Below are 14,103 nucleotides of genomic sequence, written 5' to 3'. Positions count from 1 at the left end.
GGCCATGCTGAAGCCGCCTGACCAGCCGCCCGAGGCGCCGCTGTGGCAGCGCCTCGCATGGATGGCGGCGATCTGGGCGGCGAGTGTTGCGGTGCTGGGGCTTGTCGCCTTTATCATCCGCCTGTGGATCGCCCCGTGAGCGCGCCCGCGCCCGCGCATCCGCGCCTCAAGGTCTGGTATGATGGCGCCTGCCCGCTGTGCGCGCGCGAGATCGCGCTGATGCGCCGGCTTGATAGGCGCGGGCGCATCGCCTTCATCGATGTCGCCGCGGGTGCCGATCCGGCCTGTCCGCTCGCGCGCAGCGCGCTGCTCGCCCGCTTCCACGCCGAGGAGGATGGGGTGGTGCTATCGGGCGCGGCGGCCTTTGCCGCGATGTGGCGGGCGATCCCGCTGCTGCGCCCGCTCGGCCTTGCGGCGCGCTGGCGCCCGCTGCTCGCCCTGCTGGAAGCAGCCTATCGCGGCTTTTTGCGCCTGCGCCCGCGCCTCCAGCGCCTGCTCGCCTGAAGAAAGCCCCCACAAACCCCTTGCCCTGCCGCGCGCCATGGGCTGATCTTCCCGCCCAACAGCAGACGGGAGAGCGAGCCGCCATGACCTATTTCGGCGCGATGCAGAACGAGATCTACAACGCCGGGCTCAAGGGCATCCTGCCGCCCTTTCCGGTCGATTTTGCCACGCTTGAGAGGCGCGCCCACGAAGCCCTGGGGCCGAGCCTCACCAATTACATCGCCGGGGGCTGCGGTGATGAGCACACCCAGAACCAGAACGCCGCCGCCTTCCACCATTGGGGCATGGTGCCGCGGATGATGGTGGATTGCTCGGTGCGCGATCTTTCCATCGAGCTGTTCGGCCACAAATATCCCACCCCGCTGTTCATGGCCCCGATCGGGCTCAATGGCGAGGCGACGCAGGACCGCCACGGCGACCTTGCCGCCGCGCGCGCCTCGGCCATGACCGGGGTGCCCTTCTGCGCTTCGACGCTCGCCAACGATCCGCTCGAGGAGGTGAAGAAGGCCTGTGGCACAACGCCCGCCTGGTTCCAGCTCTACACCCCGCGCAACCGCGAGCTGGCCGAAAGCCTGATCCGCAGGGCCGAGGCCGCCGGCTACAGCGCGCTGGTGATCACGCTCGACACCTGGGTGACCGGCTGGCGCCCGCGCGATCTCAACGCTTCCAATTTCCCGCAATTGCGGGGCAAGGTGCTGCAAAATTACTTCACCGATCCGGTGTTCCGTTCGCTGCTGGCACGGCCGCCCGAGGAAGACCCGGCGGCGGCGATCTTCACCTGGGCGGCGACCTTCGGCCAGGTGCTCACGTGGAAGGACATGGCCTGGTTCAAGTCGGTGACCAGGCTGCCGATCGTCCTCAAAGGCATTTGCCACCCCGAGGATGCGGCCCGCGCGGTCGATCACGGGGCCGATGCGATCTATTGCTCGAACCACGGCGGGCGGCAGGCCAATGGCGGGATCGCCACCATCGACCTGCTCGAGGACGTGGTGCGCGCCGCGGGCGATGTGCCGGTGCTGTTTGACAGCGGAGTCCGATCAGGCAGCGATGCCGTCAAGGCGCTGGCGCTGGGTGCGCGCGCGGTGGGGGTGGGCCGGCCCTATACCTATGGGCTGGCGCTGGGCGGCGCCGAAGGGGCGGCCTTCGTGCTGCGCGCGATCCTCGCCGAGGCGGACCTGCTGATGGCGGTCAACGGCTATCCCACCCTCGCCGATGTGCGCGCCGCCGGGGCACGCCGCACCGATCGTTAGACAAGGCCTGTCCGCTTGCGGAACCATCCCGGCTCGCTGCGTTGGGAGATCATGAGCAAGGCGCAAGAAAGCACCTCCGCCGGTGCGCAGGAGACTCGTTTATCCACAGGTTTGATGTTAGCTTACGCAATATAAGAAACGCGACTCGGGGACGCTACACATGGAAAGACCAACTATCTGGTCGAACCGGCCAGATCCGATGCAGCGAACGGTTTGCCTCCACGATGAAGCCTCGCGGCGCGCACGATACGGGCGGATCCGCCCGATGCAATCCCGCTCCGGCCTCATCTCCCGCCTTGCTCGCCTGATGGCCTGACCCGCGCCGCCAGCCCGCTGGCCGGCGCGCGCTGCGATCAGCCCCCGGCGCGCGCCAGGGTGATGAGCTTGGTGTCGGTAAAGGCAAGATAGCCTTCCTCGCCCCCTTCCGAGCCGAAGCCCGAATCGCCCACCCCGCCAAAGGGCGTTTCGGGCGAGGCGACGATCAGCTGGTTGATCGCCACCATGCCTGCCCGCAGCGCCGCGCCGAGCGCGTGGGCCTCATCAAGATTGGCGGAAAAGGCATAGGCGGCAAGGCCATAGCGCAGCGAATTGGCGATCGCGACCGCATCGGCAATATCGTCATAGGGCACGATCCCGGCGATCGGGCCGAACGGCTCCTCGGTCATGAAGCGGCTGTCGGGCGCAGGGTTGGCGATCACCGTGGGGGCGAAGAAGAAGCCGCGGCCCGGCAGCGCCGCCCCGCCGGTCACCACCTCGCCGCGGTTGCCGCCGACATCGGCGACGATCTGCTCCATCGCCGCGAGGCGCCGCTGATGGGCGAGCGGGCCCATCTCCACGCTTGCATCCGCCCCCGGATCGCCGACCTTGAGCCTGCCTGCCCGGGCGGCGAATTCGGCGACGAAGCGGTCATAGATCGTGCGGTCCACCAGGAAGCGGGTGGGCGAAACACACACCTGCCCGGCATTGCGGAACTTGACCGCGGCGCACATCGCCACCGCGCGTTCGAAATCGGCGTTCTTGCTGACGATCACCGGGGCATGGCCGCCCAGCTCGGGGGTGAAGCGCTTCATGTGGCTGGCGGCGAGCGCGCCCAAGTGCTTGCCCACCGCGGTCGAGCCGGTGAAGCTGACCTTGCGCGTGGCGGGAGCGGCGATCAGGTGCTCGGCCACCGGGCCGGGATCGCCATAGACGAGGTTGAGCACCCCGGCAGGCAGCCCGGCCTCGATGAAGCATTCCACCAGAAGCTGCGCGCTTGCCGGGGTGTTCTCGGCGGGCTTGAGGATCGCGGTGCAGCCCGCCGCCAGCGCCCCGGCGATCTTCTTGGCCGGCAGATTGACCGGGAAGTTCCACGGGGTGAGCAGCACGCTCGGCCCCACCGGCACATGGGTCACCATCTGCGCGATCAGCGCCCCGCCGCGATGCGGCACCAGCCGCCCGCCGCGGCGCTTGGCCTCTTCGCCAAGGAAATCGACCACGTCCGCGGCCGAGGTGATCTCCCCCACTGCCTGCGCGTGGGGCTTGCCCATCTCGGCGGTGACGATCCGCGCGATCTCCTCGGCGCGGGCGCGCATCAGGTCGGCGGCGCGGCGCAGGATCGCGTGGCGCTCGGCCCCCGGAGTGCGGCTCCAGCCGGCAAAGGCCTCCTCGGCGGCCTTGAGCGCGGCGTCGAGCTGGGCGGGGGAGGCCTTGGGGCAATGGCCGATCACCTCGGCCGTGGCGGGATTGACCACCGGCATCGTGCCCGCCTCGCCATGGGCGATCCAGGCGCCGTTGATATGCAGGGCAAGCGCGGGATAGGCGGTCATCGAGAAGCTCCGTTGCGAAAGTGGGACAGGATCGACCTTGCGCGATCTTGTAATTTTGTTGCGCTCTCTTTAGCCTGATTGTCGCGGCAGCGCGAGGAGAGAATCATGCTGGTGGGCGTACCCAGGGAAATCAAGCCGAGCGAGTTCCGCGTGGGCCTGACGCCCGAGGCGGTGCGCGAATATGTCGCGGCCGGGCACAAGGTGATTGTCGAGACCGGGGCGGGGCTGGGCATCGACAAGGATGATGAGGTCTATCGCCGCGCCGGGGCCGAGGTGGTCGACAGCGCCGAGGAGATCTTCGCCCGGGCCGAGATGATCGTCAAGGTCAAGGAGCCGCAGCCGAGCGAATGGGTGCGCCTCAGGGAAGGGCAGATCCTCTTTGCCTATCTCCACCTGGCCCCCGATCCCGATCAGGCGCGCGGGCTGATGGCCTCGGGCGTCTCGGCGGTGGCCTATGAAACCGTGACCGCGCCGGGCGGCGGCCTGCCGCTGCTCGCGCCGATGAGCGAGGTGGCCGGGCGGCTCGCGATCGAGGCCGGCGCCCAGGCACTGCGCGCCAGCAATGGCGGGCGCGGCACGCTGATGGGCGGGGTGCCCGGGGTGCTGCCAGCCCGGGTGGTGATCCTCGGCGGCGGGGTGGTGGGCACCCAGGCCGCGCGCATGGCGGTGGGGCTGGGCGCCAGCGTCGAGATCTTCGACCGTTCGCTCCCGCGTCTGCGCCAGCTCGACGAGATGTTCCAGGGCCGCGCCATCACCCGCTTTTCCACCGCTGGCACGATCGAGCAGGCGGTCGCCCAGGCCGATGTGGTGATCGGCGCGGTGCTGATCCCGGGGGCGAGCGCGCCGCACCTTGTCACCCGCGCGATGCTGGCAAGCATGAAGCGCCGCGCGGTGCTGGTCGATGTCGCGATCGATCAGGGCGGCTGCTTTGAAACCTCGCGCCCGACCACGCACGAGAACCCCACCTATGAGGTTGATGGCATCATCCACTACTGCGTCGCCAACATGCCCGGCGCGGTGCCGCTGACGAGTTCCTATGCGCTCAACAACGCCACCTTGCCCTTTGGCCTGGCGCTTGCGGCCAAGGGGATCAAGGCCTGCGAGGAAGACCCGCACCTTGCCCCGGGGCTGAACGTGCACAAGGGGCGGATCGTCAATCCCGCGGTGGCCGAAAGCCTCGGCTTTGATTCCTGAGGCGCGCGCGTTCCTGAAATGTTTCACGTGAAACATTGGCATCCCGCCAGTGCGGGCGCGGAGCGGCTGAGGCTGGGCCAAGGCCGCCGCTAGACCGCCACCACCTGCTGTTCGATCGCGCCGAAGATCGAGCGGTTGGCCTGATCGCGCATCTCGATGCGCACCACGTCGCCGGGCATGAGGAACGGGGTCTTGGGCGCGCCCTCGCGGATGGTTTCGATCATCCTGATCTCGGCGATGCACGAATAGCCCGCCCCGCCCTCGGCCACGGGCAGGCCCGGGCCGCCATCGGCGCCCTTGTTCGAGATCGTGCCGGTGCCGATGATCGATCCGGCGCCAAGCGCGCGGGTCTTGGCAGCATGGGCGATCAGTTGCGCCAGGTTGAAGGTCGCGTCCACCCCGGCATTGGCGCGGCCGAAGGGCTGGCCATTCACATCCACCATCAGCGGCAGGTGGATGAGGCTGTCGCGCCAGGCCTCGCCCAGCTCATCGGGCGTCACCGCCACGGGGGAGAAGGCGCTGGCGGGCTTGGACTGGAAGAAGCCGAAGCCCTTTTCGAGTTCCGCCGGGATGAGGCCGCGCAAGGACACGTCATTGACCAGCATGAGGAGCTTGATGTACCCCGCGGCCTCTGCGGGTGTGACCCCCATCGGCACGTCATCGGTGATCGCCGCGATCTCGCCCTCGAGGTCGCAGCCCCAGGCCGGATCGGCGAGCGGAATGGCCCCGCGCGGCGGCAGAAAACTGTCAGAGCCACCCTGATACATCAGCGGATCGTGGTAGAAACTTTCGGGCACCTTGGCACCGCGCGCGGCGCGCACCAGTTCGACATGGTTGATGTAAGCGCTGCCATCGGCCCATTGATAGGCGCGCGGCAGCGGCGAGAGCGCCTCGCGCTCGTGAAAGCGCTGGCAGGGCACCGCCTCGTGCTCGACATCGCGGGCGAGCACTTCAAGCTCGGGGGCGATGCGCGCCCAATCATCGAGCGCGGCCTGCAAGGTCGGGGCGATGGCCCCGGCGGGGCAGCAGCGGGTGAGATCCTTGGATACCACCACCAGCATCCCGTCGCGGCTTCCGTTGTTGAGGCTGGCAAGCTTCATGTCTTTGATCTTTCTGGAGAATCGATCTGATTGTCGGGGTGGGCGCGCTCAAAGGCGGGGAGCGCCAGGCAGGCCGCCTCGATCCGGGTGAGATGCGGGCTGGCCGAAAGGTCATAGGCAAAGCGCCGGGCGTTGTAGAGCTGGGGCACCAGCACCACCTCGAACAGCCCCGGGGCATCGCCGTGGAGAAAATCACCCGCGCCAAGCTGGGCAAGGCGCGCCTCCACGGGATCGAGCGTGCGCTTGAGCCAGTGGCGATACCAGGTGTCGATCTCCTCCTGCGAATGGCCGAGCGGGTGCCTTAAATATTTGAGCACCGGCAGGTTGTTGACCGCGTGGATCTCGGTGGCGATGGCATAGGCCAGTTCGCGCACGGTGTAGCGCGCCTCGATGTCGCGCGGCAGCAGCGGGGGCTGGGGATAGGCCTCCTCGAGCCATTCAATGAGCGCCATCGACTGCGCCCGATCGCGCCCATCGGCCTCGAGCAGCGGCACCGAGCCGAAGGGGTTGCGCGCGCGGAAGGCCGGCGCGTGGTTGGCCCCGGCGACGAGATCGACCGGGATATAGTCGTAATCCAGCCCCTTGAGGCCCAGCGCGATCCTCAGCCGATAGGTGGTGGAGCTGCGGAAATAGCCGTGAAGTCTGATGGTGTGGGCCTCCCGAACCTCGCCGCGCCGTGCTGGTCCTCGCCGGTGCCGGCCGATCCCTGCCGCAGCGCGCCCCGCCACCCATAGCCGCGTGATCGCCGCGGGCAAGCCGTGCCCTTGCGCCTATCCCCCAGGCGGCCTTGCGGACGCAGCTTCAGGCCGGGGCCAGCACCCGGCTGACCGCGCCGAGCAGCGCCGTGGGCGGGCAGGGCTTGACCAGCGTCACCGCGCGGGGGAAGCGCGCGGCCAGTTCGCGCGCCTCATCCGGCTCTGAATGCAGGATCACCGGCACATCGGCATCGATGAGGCGCTGGGCGAGATCATAGGTCAGCCCGTCCGCCAGCTCGATATCGAGCAGCGCGACATCGGGCCTCGCGCGCGCGCAGGCGTGCAGCGCCGAGGAAATGCCCGCATGCGGGCCTTCCACCTCGTAGCCCGCTTCCTCGAAAGTGGCGCACAGATCGAAGGCGGTGACGAATTCGTCCTCGGCCACCAGTATCCGAATGCCCATCGGCCTTCTCCCCAAACCCGCGACTCCAGTGTAACACGGATTGGACGTCAGGCGCGTGGAAATCTCATCCGTTGTTGCCGAAGCGCGCGGCGAAGGCGGCTTCGTCGCCCGCGGCCAGCAGGCGCGCCTGTTCGATCCACTGGTCGCGGGTGATGCGGCCCTTGAAGCGGCCAAGCTGCGCGTCAATGCGCGCGACATCCGCTTCGCTCCAGGCGGCGATCTGGGCATAGGAGGTCACGCCGAGTTCGCCCAGCAAGGTCACCAGCTTGGGGCCGATGCCCTTGATCCGGGTGAGGTCATCCCCGCTTGGCGCGGGCGCGGGCGCGGGTGCGGGTGCGGGTGCGGGTGCGGGTGCGGGTGCGGGGGCAGGGGTCGGCGCGGGTACGGCGGTCGGCGCGGCGGCCTCCTTCGCCGCTGCCGGGGGCGCATCGATCAGCGCCTGGTTGCGCGGCGCCGGGGCGGCGCCTTCGGCAAGCACGTCGCGCGCCAGCGGGGCGGCGGCCTCATCGGCGATCACCCGGGCCTTGCGGCTGCGGCGCAGCAGCAGCCATGCCGCCAGCCCCAGCACCAGGAGCGCGGCAAGCACGAGCGGCAGCATGGCGGAAAGGTCGGCAGGCATTGGTGTCAGGCTCCCTTGAAAGCGATGGTTTGCCGCCGCTCTAGCAGGCCAAGGCCGCAAAACCCAAGCCCCGGTGCAGCCCAAACGCCATGCGCCCGGCGCGCGCTCCGGCTAGGCCCGGTCGGGCACCACCTGCTTGCGGAACAGCACCTTGTCGCTTTCGTCAAAGCCGCGCTGCCAGATCACCCAGCCATAGGTCGCCAGCACCGCGGGGATGCCGAGCAGCAACTCGATCCATTCGGGCAGCAAGGTGAAGACAAAGCCCACCACCACCGCGGCGGCGGCGGCGTGGATCAGCGCCCAGCGCCAGTTGTTCACCGGCGCGCCGAGCAGGCGCGACAGCAGCAGCGCCTTGACGAGGCTCGATGTCGCCAGCGCGATCATCAGCGCCCCGGCGGCGGCGGCGGCCTCATAGCCCTTGCCCAACCCCAAGCGCCCGGCGGCCTCGATCAGCGCCACCGTCAGCCCCGCCTGGAGCGCGATGATGAACAGCGAGATCAACAGGTTGCGCTTCCTCGCGATATAGACGAGCACGCTTTCCGAGACCACCGCGAGCGAGGCGGCCACCTCGGCGGCGAGCAGCAGCACCAGCGCCGCGGTGCCGGCGACATAATCCGGCCCCCACAGGCCCATCACCGCCTCGCCCGGCACCCCCAGCGCCAGGGCAATGCCGAGCTGCACCGCGATGATCCAGAACCCCACCTGGCGCACCTGCGCGGCGATTGCCTCGTGGTTGCCGATCCTGAGGTTGCGGGTGATCACCGGCGAGAGCACGGGTTCAAAGCTGGTCTTGAGCTTCTGCGGCAAGCTGGCGATCTGCTGCGCGGCATAATAGATGCCAACCGCCTGGGGCGGAGCGAACAGGCCGAGGATGAAGATATCGAGCAGGCGGGTGCCGCGTTCGATCGCATCGGCGCCGATGATCGGCAGGGCCCGCGCGCTCATCGCCAGCAGCGCCCGCGGCGCCAGGCGCCAGCCGCGCGGCAGGCCATAGGCGGCAAGGAAGGGCCAGGCGGCGGTCAACAGCCCGGCATAGATCGAGGTGATGAAGGCCAGCGCCAGGCCCGCCTCGCGCGTGCCGGGCAGGTAAAAGAACAGGCCCGCCGCGATCGAGATCGTCCACGGCTCGACCACCGCCCGGGTGCGCACCGTGGTGGCGATGTCGAAGCGATAGGCCTGGGCCGCGAGCAGGATCTCGGTGACGGCAAAGGCGGGGATGGTGGCAACCAGCCAGATATCGAGCGGGCTGTTCATCCCGTTGGGGAACATCGGTTCGGGAAAGAGCAGCAGCAGCCCCGCCGCCAGCGCCGACCAGACAAGCGCGAGCACGATCCCGTCATAGACGAGGTTGGTCTCGGCGGCGCGGTTGTCGCCCGCGCCTTCGGAAAGCCGCTGGGCCAGCCCGCGCTTTTCGCCGAGCGAGCAGACCAGCGCGACGATCTCGATCAGCACCAGCGCCGAGGCAAAGCGCCCCAGCGCCTCGGCGCCGTAAAGCCGGGTGGCGATCACCAGGAAGGGAATGCGCGCTGCCAGCCTGAGGACAAAGCCCATGGTGTTGGTGCGCCCACCGCGGGCGAGCGCAGCGAGATCGGCGGCACCTTCGGCGGCACCCTCGTGGGCGGGCTGGGCGTGGCTCACGCGCCGAGGTCTCCGGCGTCGCTCTCAAGCTCGGCGCGCAGCGGGCGGGCGAGCAGTTCGGCCACGATCTCCCGCGGCTGAGCGCCGGCCAGGATGGCGCCCACTGCCTCGGTGATCGGCATGGCGATGCCGCGCGCGGCGGCCAGCCTTGCGAGCACCGGGGCGGTGTGCGCCCCTTCGGCCACGGTGCGCCGGTCGGCCATCAGCGCCGCGGCGCTCTGCCCTTCGCCCAGCGCCTTGCCGAGCGCGAAGTTGCGGCTGGCAGGCGAGGAACAGGTGAGCACCAGATCGCCGAGGCCGCACAGGCCGGCGAGCGTCTCGGTCTCGGCCCCCAGCGCCGCGCCGAAGCGCAGCATCTCGGCATAGCCGCGGGCGATCAGCGCCGCGCGGGCGTTCTGGCCCAGCCCCAGGCCCTCGACCACCCCGCAGGCGATGGCGAGCACGTTCTTCACCGCCCCGCCGATCTCGGCGCCGATCACATCGTCGGAATAATAGGGGCGAAAGGTCGCCCGGGCGATCGCCGGGGCGAGCCGCTCCCACTGCGCGCGCCCGCCCGAACAGGCGAGCGTCACCGCGGTGGGAAGCCCGGCGGCGACCTCGTGGGCGAAGGTCGGGCCGGATAGCACGGCGATGGCGCTGGCCGGGCAGGCCGCGCGCGCGACCTCGTTCATCAGCCGGCCGCTTTCGGCCTCGATCCCCTTGGAGCACAGCACCAGATCGCGCGGCGCGGCGGCAAGGCCGGCAAGCACCCGGCCCATCACCTGCGCGGGCGTGACCACCAGCACGATCGGGCAGGGGGCAAGATCGGCAAGATCGCCGGTGGCATGGATCGCCGGGGCAAGGCGGGCCGAGGGCAGATAGAGCGGGTTGCGCCGCTCGGCATTGATCGCGGCAACGACCTCGGGCTCATAGGCCCAGAGCCGCACGGCGCTGCCATCGCTGGCCAGCATCTGCGCCAGCGCCGTGCCCCAGGCGCCCGCGCCGATCACGCCGATGGGTGGGGCCGAAGCGCTCATGCCTTGACCCCGGCGCCGCGCACCGCCTCGGCGGCAGGATCGAGCGGCCAGCGCGCCCGCGCCGGCACGTCCAGCGGATCGCCCGCCGCCGCCGCGCCGCCCAGTGCCAGCCGCTCGCACCCGGCCCAGGCGATCATCGCGGCGTTATCGGTGCACAGCTTGAGCGGCGGGGCGACGAAGCGCATCGCCTGCGCGGCGGCGAGGCGCTCGAGCGCGGCGCGCACCGCCTGATTGGCGGCGACCCCGCCCGCCACCACCAGCGCCGGGAAGGGCCCAGCGGCGCCGAGCGCGTGGGTGAGCCGATCGAGCAGGCAATCGATCGCCGCCTGCTGGAAGCTCGCGGCGATATCGGCCGGGGCATGGGCGCCGCTTTCGACCGCGCGCAGCACCGCGCTCTTGAGCCCGGCAAAGGAAAAATGCGGCTCGCGCGCGCCCAGCATCGGCCGGGGCAGGGGCACCGCCGCCGGATCGCCCGCGCGCGCCAGCCGCTCGACCGCCGGGCCGCCGGGATAGCCGAGGCCAAGGAGCTTGGCGGTCTTGTCGAAGGCCTCGCCCAGCGCATCATCGATGGTGGTGGCGAGCCGGCGATAGCGCCCCACACCCTCGACGCTGAGGATCTGGCAATGCCCGCCCGAGACCAGCAGCAAGAGATAGGGAAAGCCGAGCGCCGCATCGGCGAGCCTGGGGGACAGGGCATGGCCTTCGAGGTGGTTGATCGCCAGCAAGGGCTTGTCGGCCGCCATGGCGAGGGCCTTGGCGCTCACCAGCCCCACCATCACCCCGCCGATCAGCCCCGGCCCGGCGGTGGCGGCGATGGCATCGACCTCATCGAGCCGCACCCCGGCCTCGGCCATCACCCGCGCCAGCATCGGCGCGAGGCGCTCGGCATGGGCGCGCGCGGCGATCTCGGGCACCACCCCGCCATAGGGGGCGTGCTCGGCCTCCTGGCTGGCGATCGCCTGGGCGAGGATGGTGCGATCCGCGCGCACCAGCGCCACCGCGGTTTCATCGCAGCTCGATTCGATCCCCAGCACCAGGCGCTGGTCAAAGGTGTGGCTTGGCAATCCCATCCGGCTTCCATCTAGTCGCTGCGCTCGCTAGGGCAAGCATCGCCATGACTGAACCCCGCGCCGCCTCGCCCGCTGCCCCGCCGCGCCTGCGGCTTGGCACGCGCAATTCCCCGCTGGCGATGGCGCAGGCCGAGGAGACCCGCCGCCGGTTGTGCGCCGCCCATGGCTGGCGCGCCGAGGAGGTGGAGCTGGTGCCGGTGCTGGCAAGTGGGGACAAGGTGCTCGATCGCCCGCTCGCCGAGATCGGCGGCAAGGCGCTGTGGACCAAGGAGCTTGATCACTGGCTGGGCGAGGGGCGCATCGATGCCGCGGTCCATTCGGCCAAGGATGTGGAAACCCTGCGCCCGGCGGCCTTTGCCTTTGCCGCCTTCCTGCCGCGGGCCGACCGGCGCGATTGCCTGGTGGGGGCGAGGAGCATCGCCGCGATTCCCCGGGGCGCGCGGGTGGGCACCAGCGCCCCGCGCCGCGCGGCGCAGCTTTTGAACCTGCGGCCCGATTGCCGCATCGTCACCTTTCGCGGCAATGTCGCCACGCGCCTGGCCAAGCTCGCCGCGGGCGAGGCCGAGGTCACTTTCCTTGCCGCTGCCGGCCTTGCGCGGCTGGGCGAGGCGCAGGCGGGCACCCCGCTTGCGCCCGAGGAATGGCTCCCGGCCGCCGCGCAGGGGGTGATCGCGGTCGAATGCCGGGCCGCGGATGCGGCCACGCGCGCGCTCCTTTGCGCGATCGACGATGCGCCGACCCGCGCCGAGCTCGAGGCCGAGCGCGCGCTGCTCGCCGCGCTCGGCGGCACGTGCCATTCGCCGGTGGCGGTGCTGTGCACGGCAAGCGCGGGCACGCTGGCGCTGCGCGCGGCGCTGTTCAGCCCCGATGGGGCCGAGCGGGTCGAGGGCGAAGCGCGCTTTGCCCCGGGCGATCATGGCCCGGTGCAAGCGCTCGCCGCCGAGCTGCTGGAGCGCGCGAGCCCGGGGATTGCCGCGCAGTTCCGCGGTGGGGGCGGGTGAGGTGCGCCTGCTGGCGCTGCGCAGCGAGCCGGGGCTGGCGGCCACGCTGGCGCGGGCGCGGGCGCTGGGCCTCGATGCGATCGGCCATGCCTTGTCCGAGATTCGCCCGGTAAGCTGGGTCTGCCCCGATCCCGCGAGCCTCGATGCGCTCCTGATCGGCAGCGCCAATGCCTTGCGCCACGGCGGCGCGCAGCTCGAGCGGCTCAAGGACAAGCCGGTCCATGCCGTGGGCGAGGCCACCGCAGAGGCCGCGCGGGCGGCGGGCTTTGCCGTGGCGGCGGTGGGAAGCGGCGGGCTTCAGCGCGTGCTCGATGCGATTGCCCCGCCGGCGCGCCTCTTGCGCATCGCCGGGGAGGAGCGCGTGGCGCTGGTGCCGCCCCAAGGGGTCAGCCTCACCGAGGTGACCGCCTATCGCAGCGTGGCGCTGCCGCTCGATCCTGCTGCCGGGGTGCTGCGGGAAGGGGGCGTGGTGGTGCTGCTCCATTCCGCTGCCACCGCGCGGCACTTTGCCGCGGAATGCGACCGGCTCGGCCTGGCGCGCGCGGGGATCACGCTTGCCGCGCTGGGACCGCGGATCGCGGCGGCGGCGGGGGCGGGCTGGGGCGCTCTCCACACCGCTGCGCAGCCCGAGGAGGCGGCGCTTTTGCAATTGGCATTTGACTTGTGCGCCAAGCCGCGCTCCATTCGCCCCCGCTCCCACCGAACGGCCGCAGCCGGCGGCGGCGGTGAGGCCAGCGCCTGCGGGCGCGGAGCGGGCAGGGTCGCAAGAGACGGAGCGTGATGGCACCGCAGAACGGGCAGGCTGGGCAGGCGGGGCAGTTTGGCGAGGCGCGCGCGCCGGGCGCGGGAGTGGGCGCCACCAGCGGGCGTGGCCGCCTGCTCATCATTGTCGCGCTGCTCAGCTTCGTGATCGGCGGGGCGCTGGTCGGCTGGGTGGTGTGGTACAATTTCGCGCATGGCCGCCTCGGCCCAGCGCGCGGCGATGTGCCGGCGGTGGTCGAGACCGGCAGCGCCCCGGCCCCGGCGCTCACCGGCGCGCCCACGCCGCTTGCCGCCGCCGCGATCAAGGCCGAGAAGGCCGAGGCCACCGCCGAGCGCGTTGCCGAGCAGCAGGGCGGGCTTGACCAGCGCCTGGCCGCGGCCGAGCAGCGCATCGCCCGGCTCGATCTTCAGGCCCAGGCCGCCGCCGGCAATGCCGCCCGCGCCGAGAGCCTGCTGATCGCCTTTGCCGCCCGCCGCGCGGTCGAGCGCGGGGCCGAGCTTGGCTATCTGGCTGATCAATTGCGCCTGCGCTTTGGCGACCAATGGCCCAATGCGGTGGCGACCATCATCGATTTTTCGCGCAATCCCATCCGCCTCGATCAGCTGGTGGCGCGGCTCGAGGGGCTGGCCCCCGAACTGCGCGAGAGCAGCGGCGGGCCTTCGTGGCAGGCCTTCAAGCGCGAGCTGGCGCAGCTTTTCGTGGTGCGGCGCCAGACCACGCCCTCGCCGCAGCCGCAAAAGCGGCTCGAGCGGGCGCGCTGGGCGCTCGAGCAGGGTCGCTATCAGGCCGCGATCGACGAGGTCAAGGCCATGCCCGGCGCGGCCAAGGCCGAAAGCTGGATCGCCGATGCCGAGCGCTACCGGAAGGCGATGGAGGCGCTCGAGGTGATCGATACCGCCGCGGTGCTCGACCAGCGCGGCCTGCGCGACGGGGCGGGCAATCCGGTCAGAGTGTCAAGCCCGCTGGTGGTGAGCGAATAGGGCTG

At 70.8% G+C, this 14,103-nt stretch carries 15 protein-coding genes; 7 read left to right on the top strand and 8 right to left on the bottom strand.

Features of this window, described 5'->3' with window-relative positions; genetic code table 11:
* Positions 1–4 precede the first annotated feature (4 nt).
* The 3 genes from G524_RS16620 (at position 5) to G524_RS0110135 (ending at position 1,754) form a co-directional block, all read left to right on the top strand.
* Positions 5–139: a DUF2474 domain-containing protein gene (locus tag G524_RS16620; protein ID WP_084625142.1), complete on the top strand. Its 135-nt coding sequence runs from the start codon at positions 5–7 to the stop codon at positions 137–139.
* Positions 136–504 (top strand): thiol-disulfide oxidoreductase DCC family protein, encoded by a 369-nt coding sequence (locus G524_RS0110140; RefSeq protein ID WP_027443618.1) that lies wholly within the window; start codon positions 136–138, stop codon positions 502–504. The genes G524_RS16620 and G524_RS0110140 overlap by 4 nt, the downstream gene beginning before the upstream one ends.
* Positions 505–587: 83 nt before the next feature.
* Positions 588–1,754, top strand: a complete 1,167-nt coding sequence (locus G524_RS0110135) for an alpha-hydroxy-acid oxidizing protein (protein WP_027443617.1) — start codon at positions 588–590, stop codon at positions 1,752–1,754.
* Positions 1,755–2,107: 353 nt separating this feature from the next.
* Here G524_RS0110135 and G524_RS0110130 read toward each other — a convergent pair whose 3' ends face one another.
* The gene (locus G524_RS0110130) at positions 2,108–3,559 is read right to left on the bottom strand and encodes an NAD-dependent succinate-semialdehyde dehydrogenase (RefSeq protein ID WP_027443616.1); all 1,452 of its coding nucleotides are present in this window, start codon (positions 3,557–3,559) and stop codon (positions 2,108–2,110) included.
* A gap of 105 nt (positions 3,560–3,664) precedes the next feature.
* On the opposite strand from G524_RS0110130, the gene ald reads away from it, so the two are divergent.
* Complete coding sequence (gene ald, locus G524_RS0110125) at positions 3,665–4,753, top strand: alanine dehydrogenase (RefSeq protein ID WP_027443615.1); 1,089 nt, start codon at positions 3,665–3,667, stop codon at positions 4,751–4,753.
* Between the two features lie 89 nt (positions 4,754–4,842).
* On the opposite strand, the gene G524_RS0110120 is transcribed toward ald, so the two are convergent.
* The 7 genes from G524_RS0110120 to tsaD all read right to left on the bottom strand — a co-directional run bounded on the left by G524_RS0110120 (position 4,843) and on the right by tsaD (position 11,354).
* A complete protein-coding gene (locus G524_RS0110120) occupies positions 4,843–5,853 on the bottom strand; it encodes a fumarylacetoacetate hydrolase family protein (RefSeq protein WP_027443614.1) in 1,011 nt (336 codons plus the stop codon).
* A complete protein-coding gene (gene maiA / locus G524_RS0110115; protein WP_027443613.1) occupies positions 5,850–6,500 on the bottom strand; it encodes a maleylacetoacetate isomerase in 651 nt (216 codons plus the stop codon). Before maiA ends, G524_RS0110120 begins: the two co-directional genes overlap by 4 nt.
* Positions 6,501–6,654: 154 nt before the next feature.
* The gene (locus tag G524_RS0110110) at positions 6,655–7,011 is read right to left on the bottom strand and encodes a response regulator (RefSeq protein ID WP_027443612.1); all 357 of its coding nucleotides are present in this window, start codon (positions 7,009–7,011) and stop codon (positions 6,655–6,657) included.
* Between the two features lie 64 nt (positions 7,012–7,075).
* Positions 7,076–7,630, bottom strand: coding sequence for a hypothetical protein (locus G524_RS16995; RefSeq protein ID WP_027443611.1), 555 nt, complete (start codon positions 7,628–7,630; stop codon positions 7,076–7,078).
* A 111-nt stretch (positions 7,631–7,741) separates the two neighbouring features.
* Positions 7,742–9,181, bottom strand: coding sequence for a lipopolysaccharide biosynthesis protein (locus G524_RS0110100; protein ID WP_156894070.1), 1,440 nt, complete (start codon positions 9,179–9,181; stop codon positions 7,742–7,744).
* 83 nt (positions 9,182–9,264) lie between these two features.
* Positions 9,265–10,284: an NAD(P)H-dependent glycerol-3-phosphate dehydrogenase gene (locus tag G524_RS0110095; RefSeq protein ID WP_027443609.1), complete on the bottom strand. Its 1,020-nt coding sequence runs from the start codon at positions 10,282–10,284 to the stop codon at positions 9,265–9,267.
* Positions 10,281–11,354: a tRNA (adenosine(37)-N6)-threonylcarbamoyltransferase complex transferase subunit TsaD gene (gene tsaD / locus G524_RS0110090; protein WP_027443608.1), complete on the bottom strand. Its 1,074-nt coding sequence runs from the start codon at positions 11,352–11,354 to the stop codon at positions 10,281–10,283. The genes G524_RS0110095 and tsaD overlap by 4 nt, the downstream gene beginning before the upstream one ends.
* A gap of 44 nt (positions 11,355–11,398) precedes the next feature.
* On the opposite strand from tsaD, the gene hemC reads away from it, so the two are divergent.
* From hemC to G524_RS0110075, 3 genes are read left to right on the top strand one after another with little or no spacing between them, the layout of a single operon-like run.
* Entirely contained in the window at positions 11,399–12,355 is a 957-nt protein-coding gene (gene hemC / locus G524_RS0110085; protein ID WP_084625139.1) for a hydroxymethylbilane synthase, read from the top strand.
* Positions 12,324–13,136, top strand: coding sequence for a uroporphyrinogen-III synthase (locus tag G524_RS15600; RefSeq protein WP_245561348.1), 813 nt, complete (start codon positions 12,324–12,326; stop codon positions 13,134–13,136). Before hemC ends, G524_RS15600 begins: the two co-directional genes overlap by 32 nt.
* Positions 13,136–14,098: an MICOS complex subunit MIC60 gene (locus G524_RS0110075; RefSeq protein ID WP_245561347.1), complete on the top strand. Its 963-nt coding sequence runs from the start codon at positions 13,136–13,138 to the stop codon at positions 14,096–14,098. The genes G524_RS15600 and G524_RS0110075 overlap by 1 nt, the downstream gene beginning before the upstream one ends.
* Positions 14,099–14,103 lie beyond the last annotated feature (5 nt).

The sequence above is a fragment of the Erythrobacter cryptus DSM 12079 genome (assembly GCF_000422985.1).
In the GTDB taxonomy this organism is placed as follows: Bacteria; Pseudomonadota; Alphaproteobacteria; order Sphingomonadales; family Sphingomonadaceae; genus Erythrobacter; species Erythrobacter cryptus.
Note: the sequence above shows the minus strand (reverse complement) of the source record. Positions and strands in the feature narration are given on the sequence as shown.

Bases quoted from the DNA above. Each gene is read 5' to 3' on its own strand.
- G524_RS0110130 (WP_027443616.1), bottom strand. From the start codon at position 3,559: ATGACCGCCTATCCCGCGCTTGCCCTGCATATCAACGGCGCCTGGATC.
- ald (WP_027443615.1), top strand. From the start codon at position 3,665: ATGCTGGTGGGCGTACCCAGGGAAATCAAGCCGAGCGAGTTCCGCGTG.
- tsaD (WP_027443608.1), bottom strand. From the start codon at position 11,354: ATGGGATTGCCAAGCCACACCTTTGACCAGCGCCTGGTGCTGGGGATC.
- G524_RS0110075 (WP_245561347.1), top strand. From the start codon at position 13,136: ATGGCACCGCAGAACGGGCAGGCTGGGCAGGCGGGGCAGTTTGGCGAG.
- G524_RS16995 (WP_027443611.1), bottom strand. From the start codon at position 7,630: ATGCCTGCCGACCTTTCCGCCATGCTGCCGCTCGTGCTTGCCGCGCTC.
- G524_RS0110095 (WP_027443609.1), bottom strand. From the start codon at position 10,284: ATGAGCGCTTCGGCCCCACCCATCGGCGTGATCGGCGCGGGCGCCTGG.
- G524_RS0110110 (WP_027443612.1), bottom strand. From the start codon at position 7,011: ATGGGCATTCGGATACTGGTGGCCGAGGACGAATTCGTCACCGCCTTC.
- G524_RS0110100 (WP_156894070.1), bottom strand. From the start codon at position 9,181: ATGGGCTTTGTCCTCAGGCTGGCAGCGCGCATTCCCTTCCTGGTGATC.
- G524_RS0110135 (WP_027443617.1), top strand. From the start codon at position 588: ATGACCTATTTCGGCGCGATGCAGAACGAGATCTACAACGCCGGGCTC.
- hemC (WP_084625139.1), top strand. From the start codon at position 11,399: ATGACTGAACCCCGCGCCGCCTCGCCCGCTGCCCCGCCGCGCCTGCGG.
- G524_RS0110120 (WP_027443614.1), bottom strand. From the start codon at position 5,853: ATGAAGCTTGCCAGCCTCAACAACGGAAGCCGCGACGGGATGCTGGTG.
- G524_RS16620 (WP_084625142.1), top strand. From the start codon at position 5: ATGCTGAAGCCGCCTGACCAGCCGCCCGAGGCGCCGCTGTGGCAGCGC.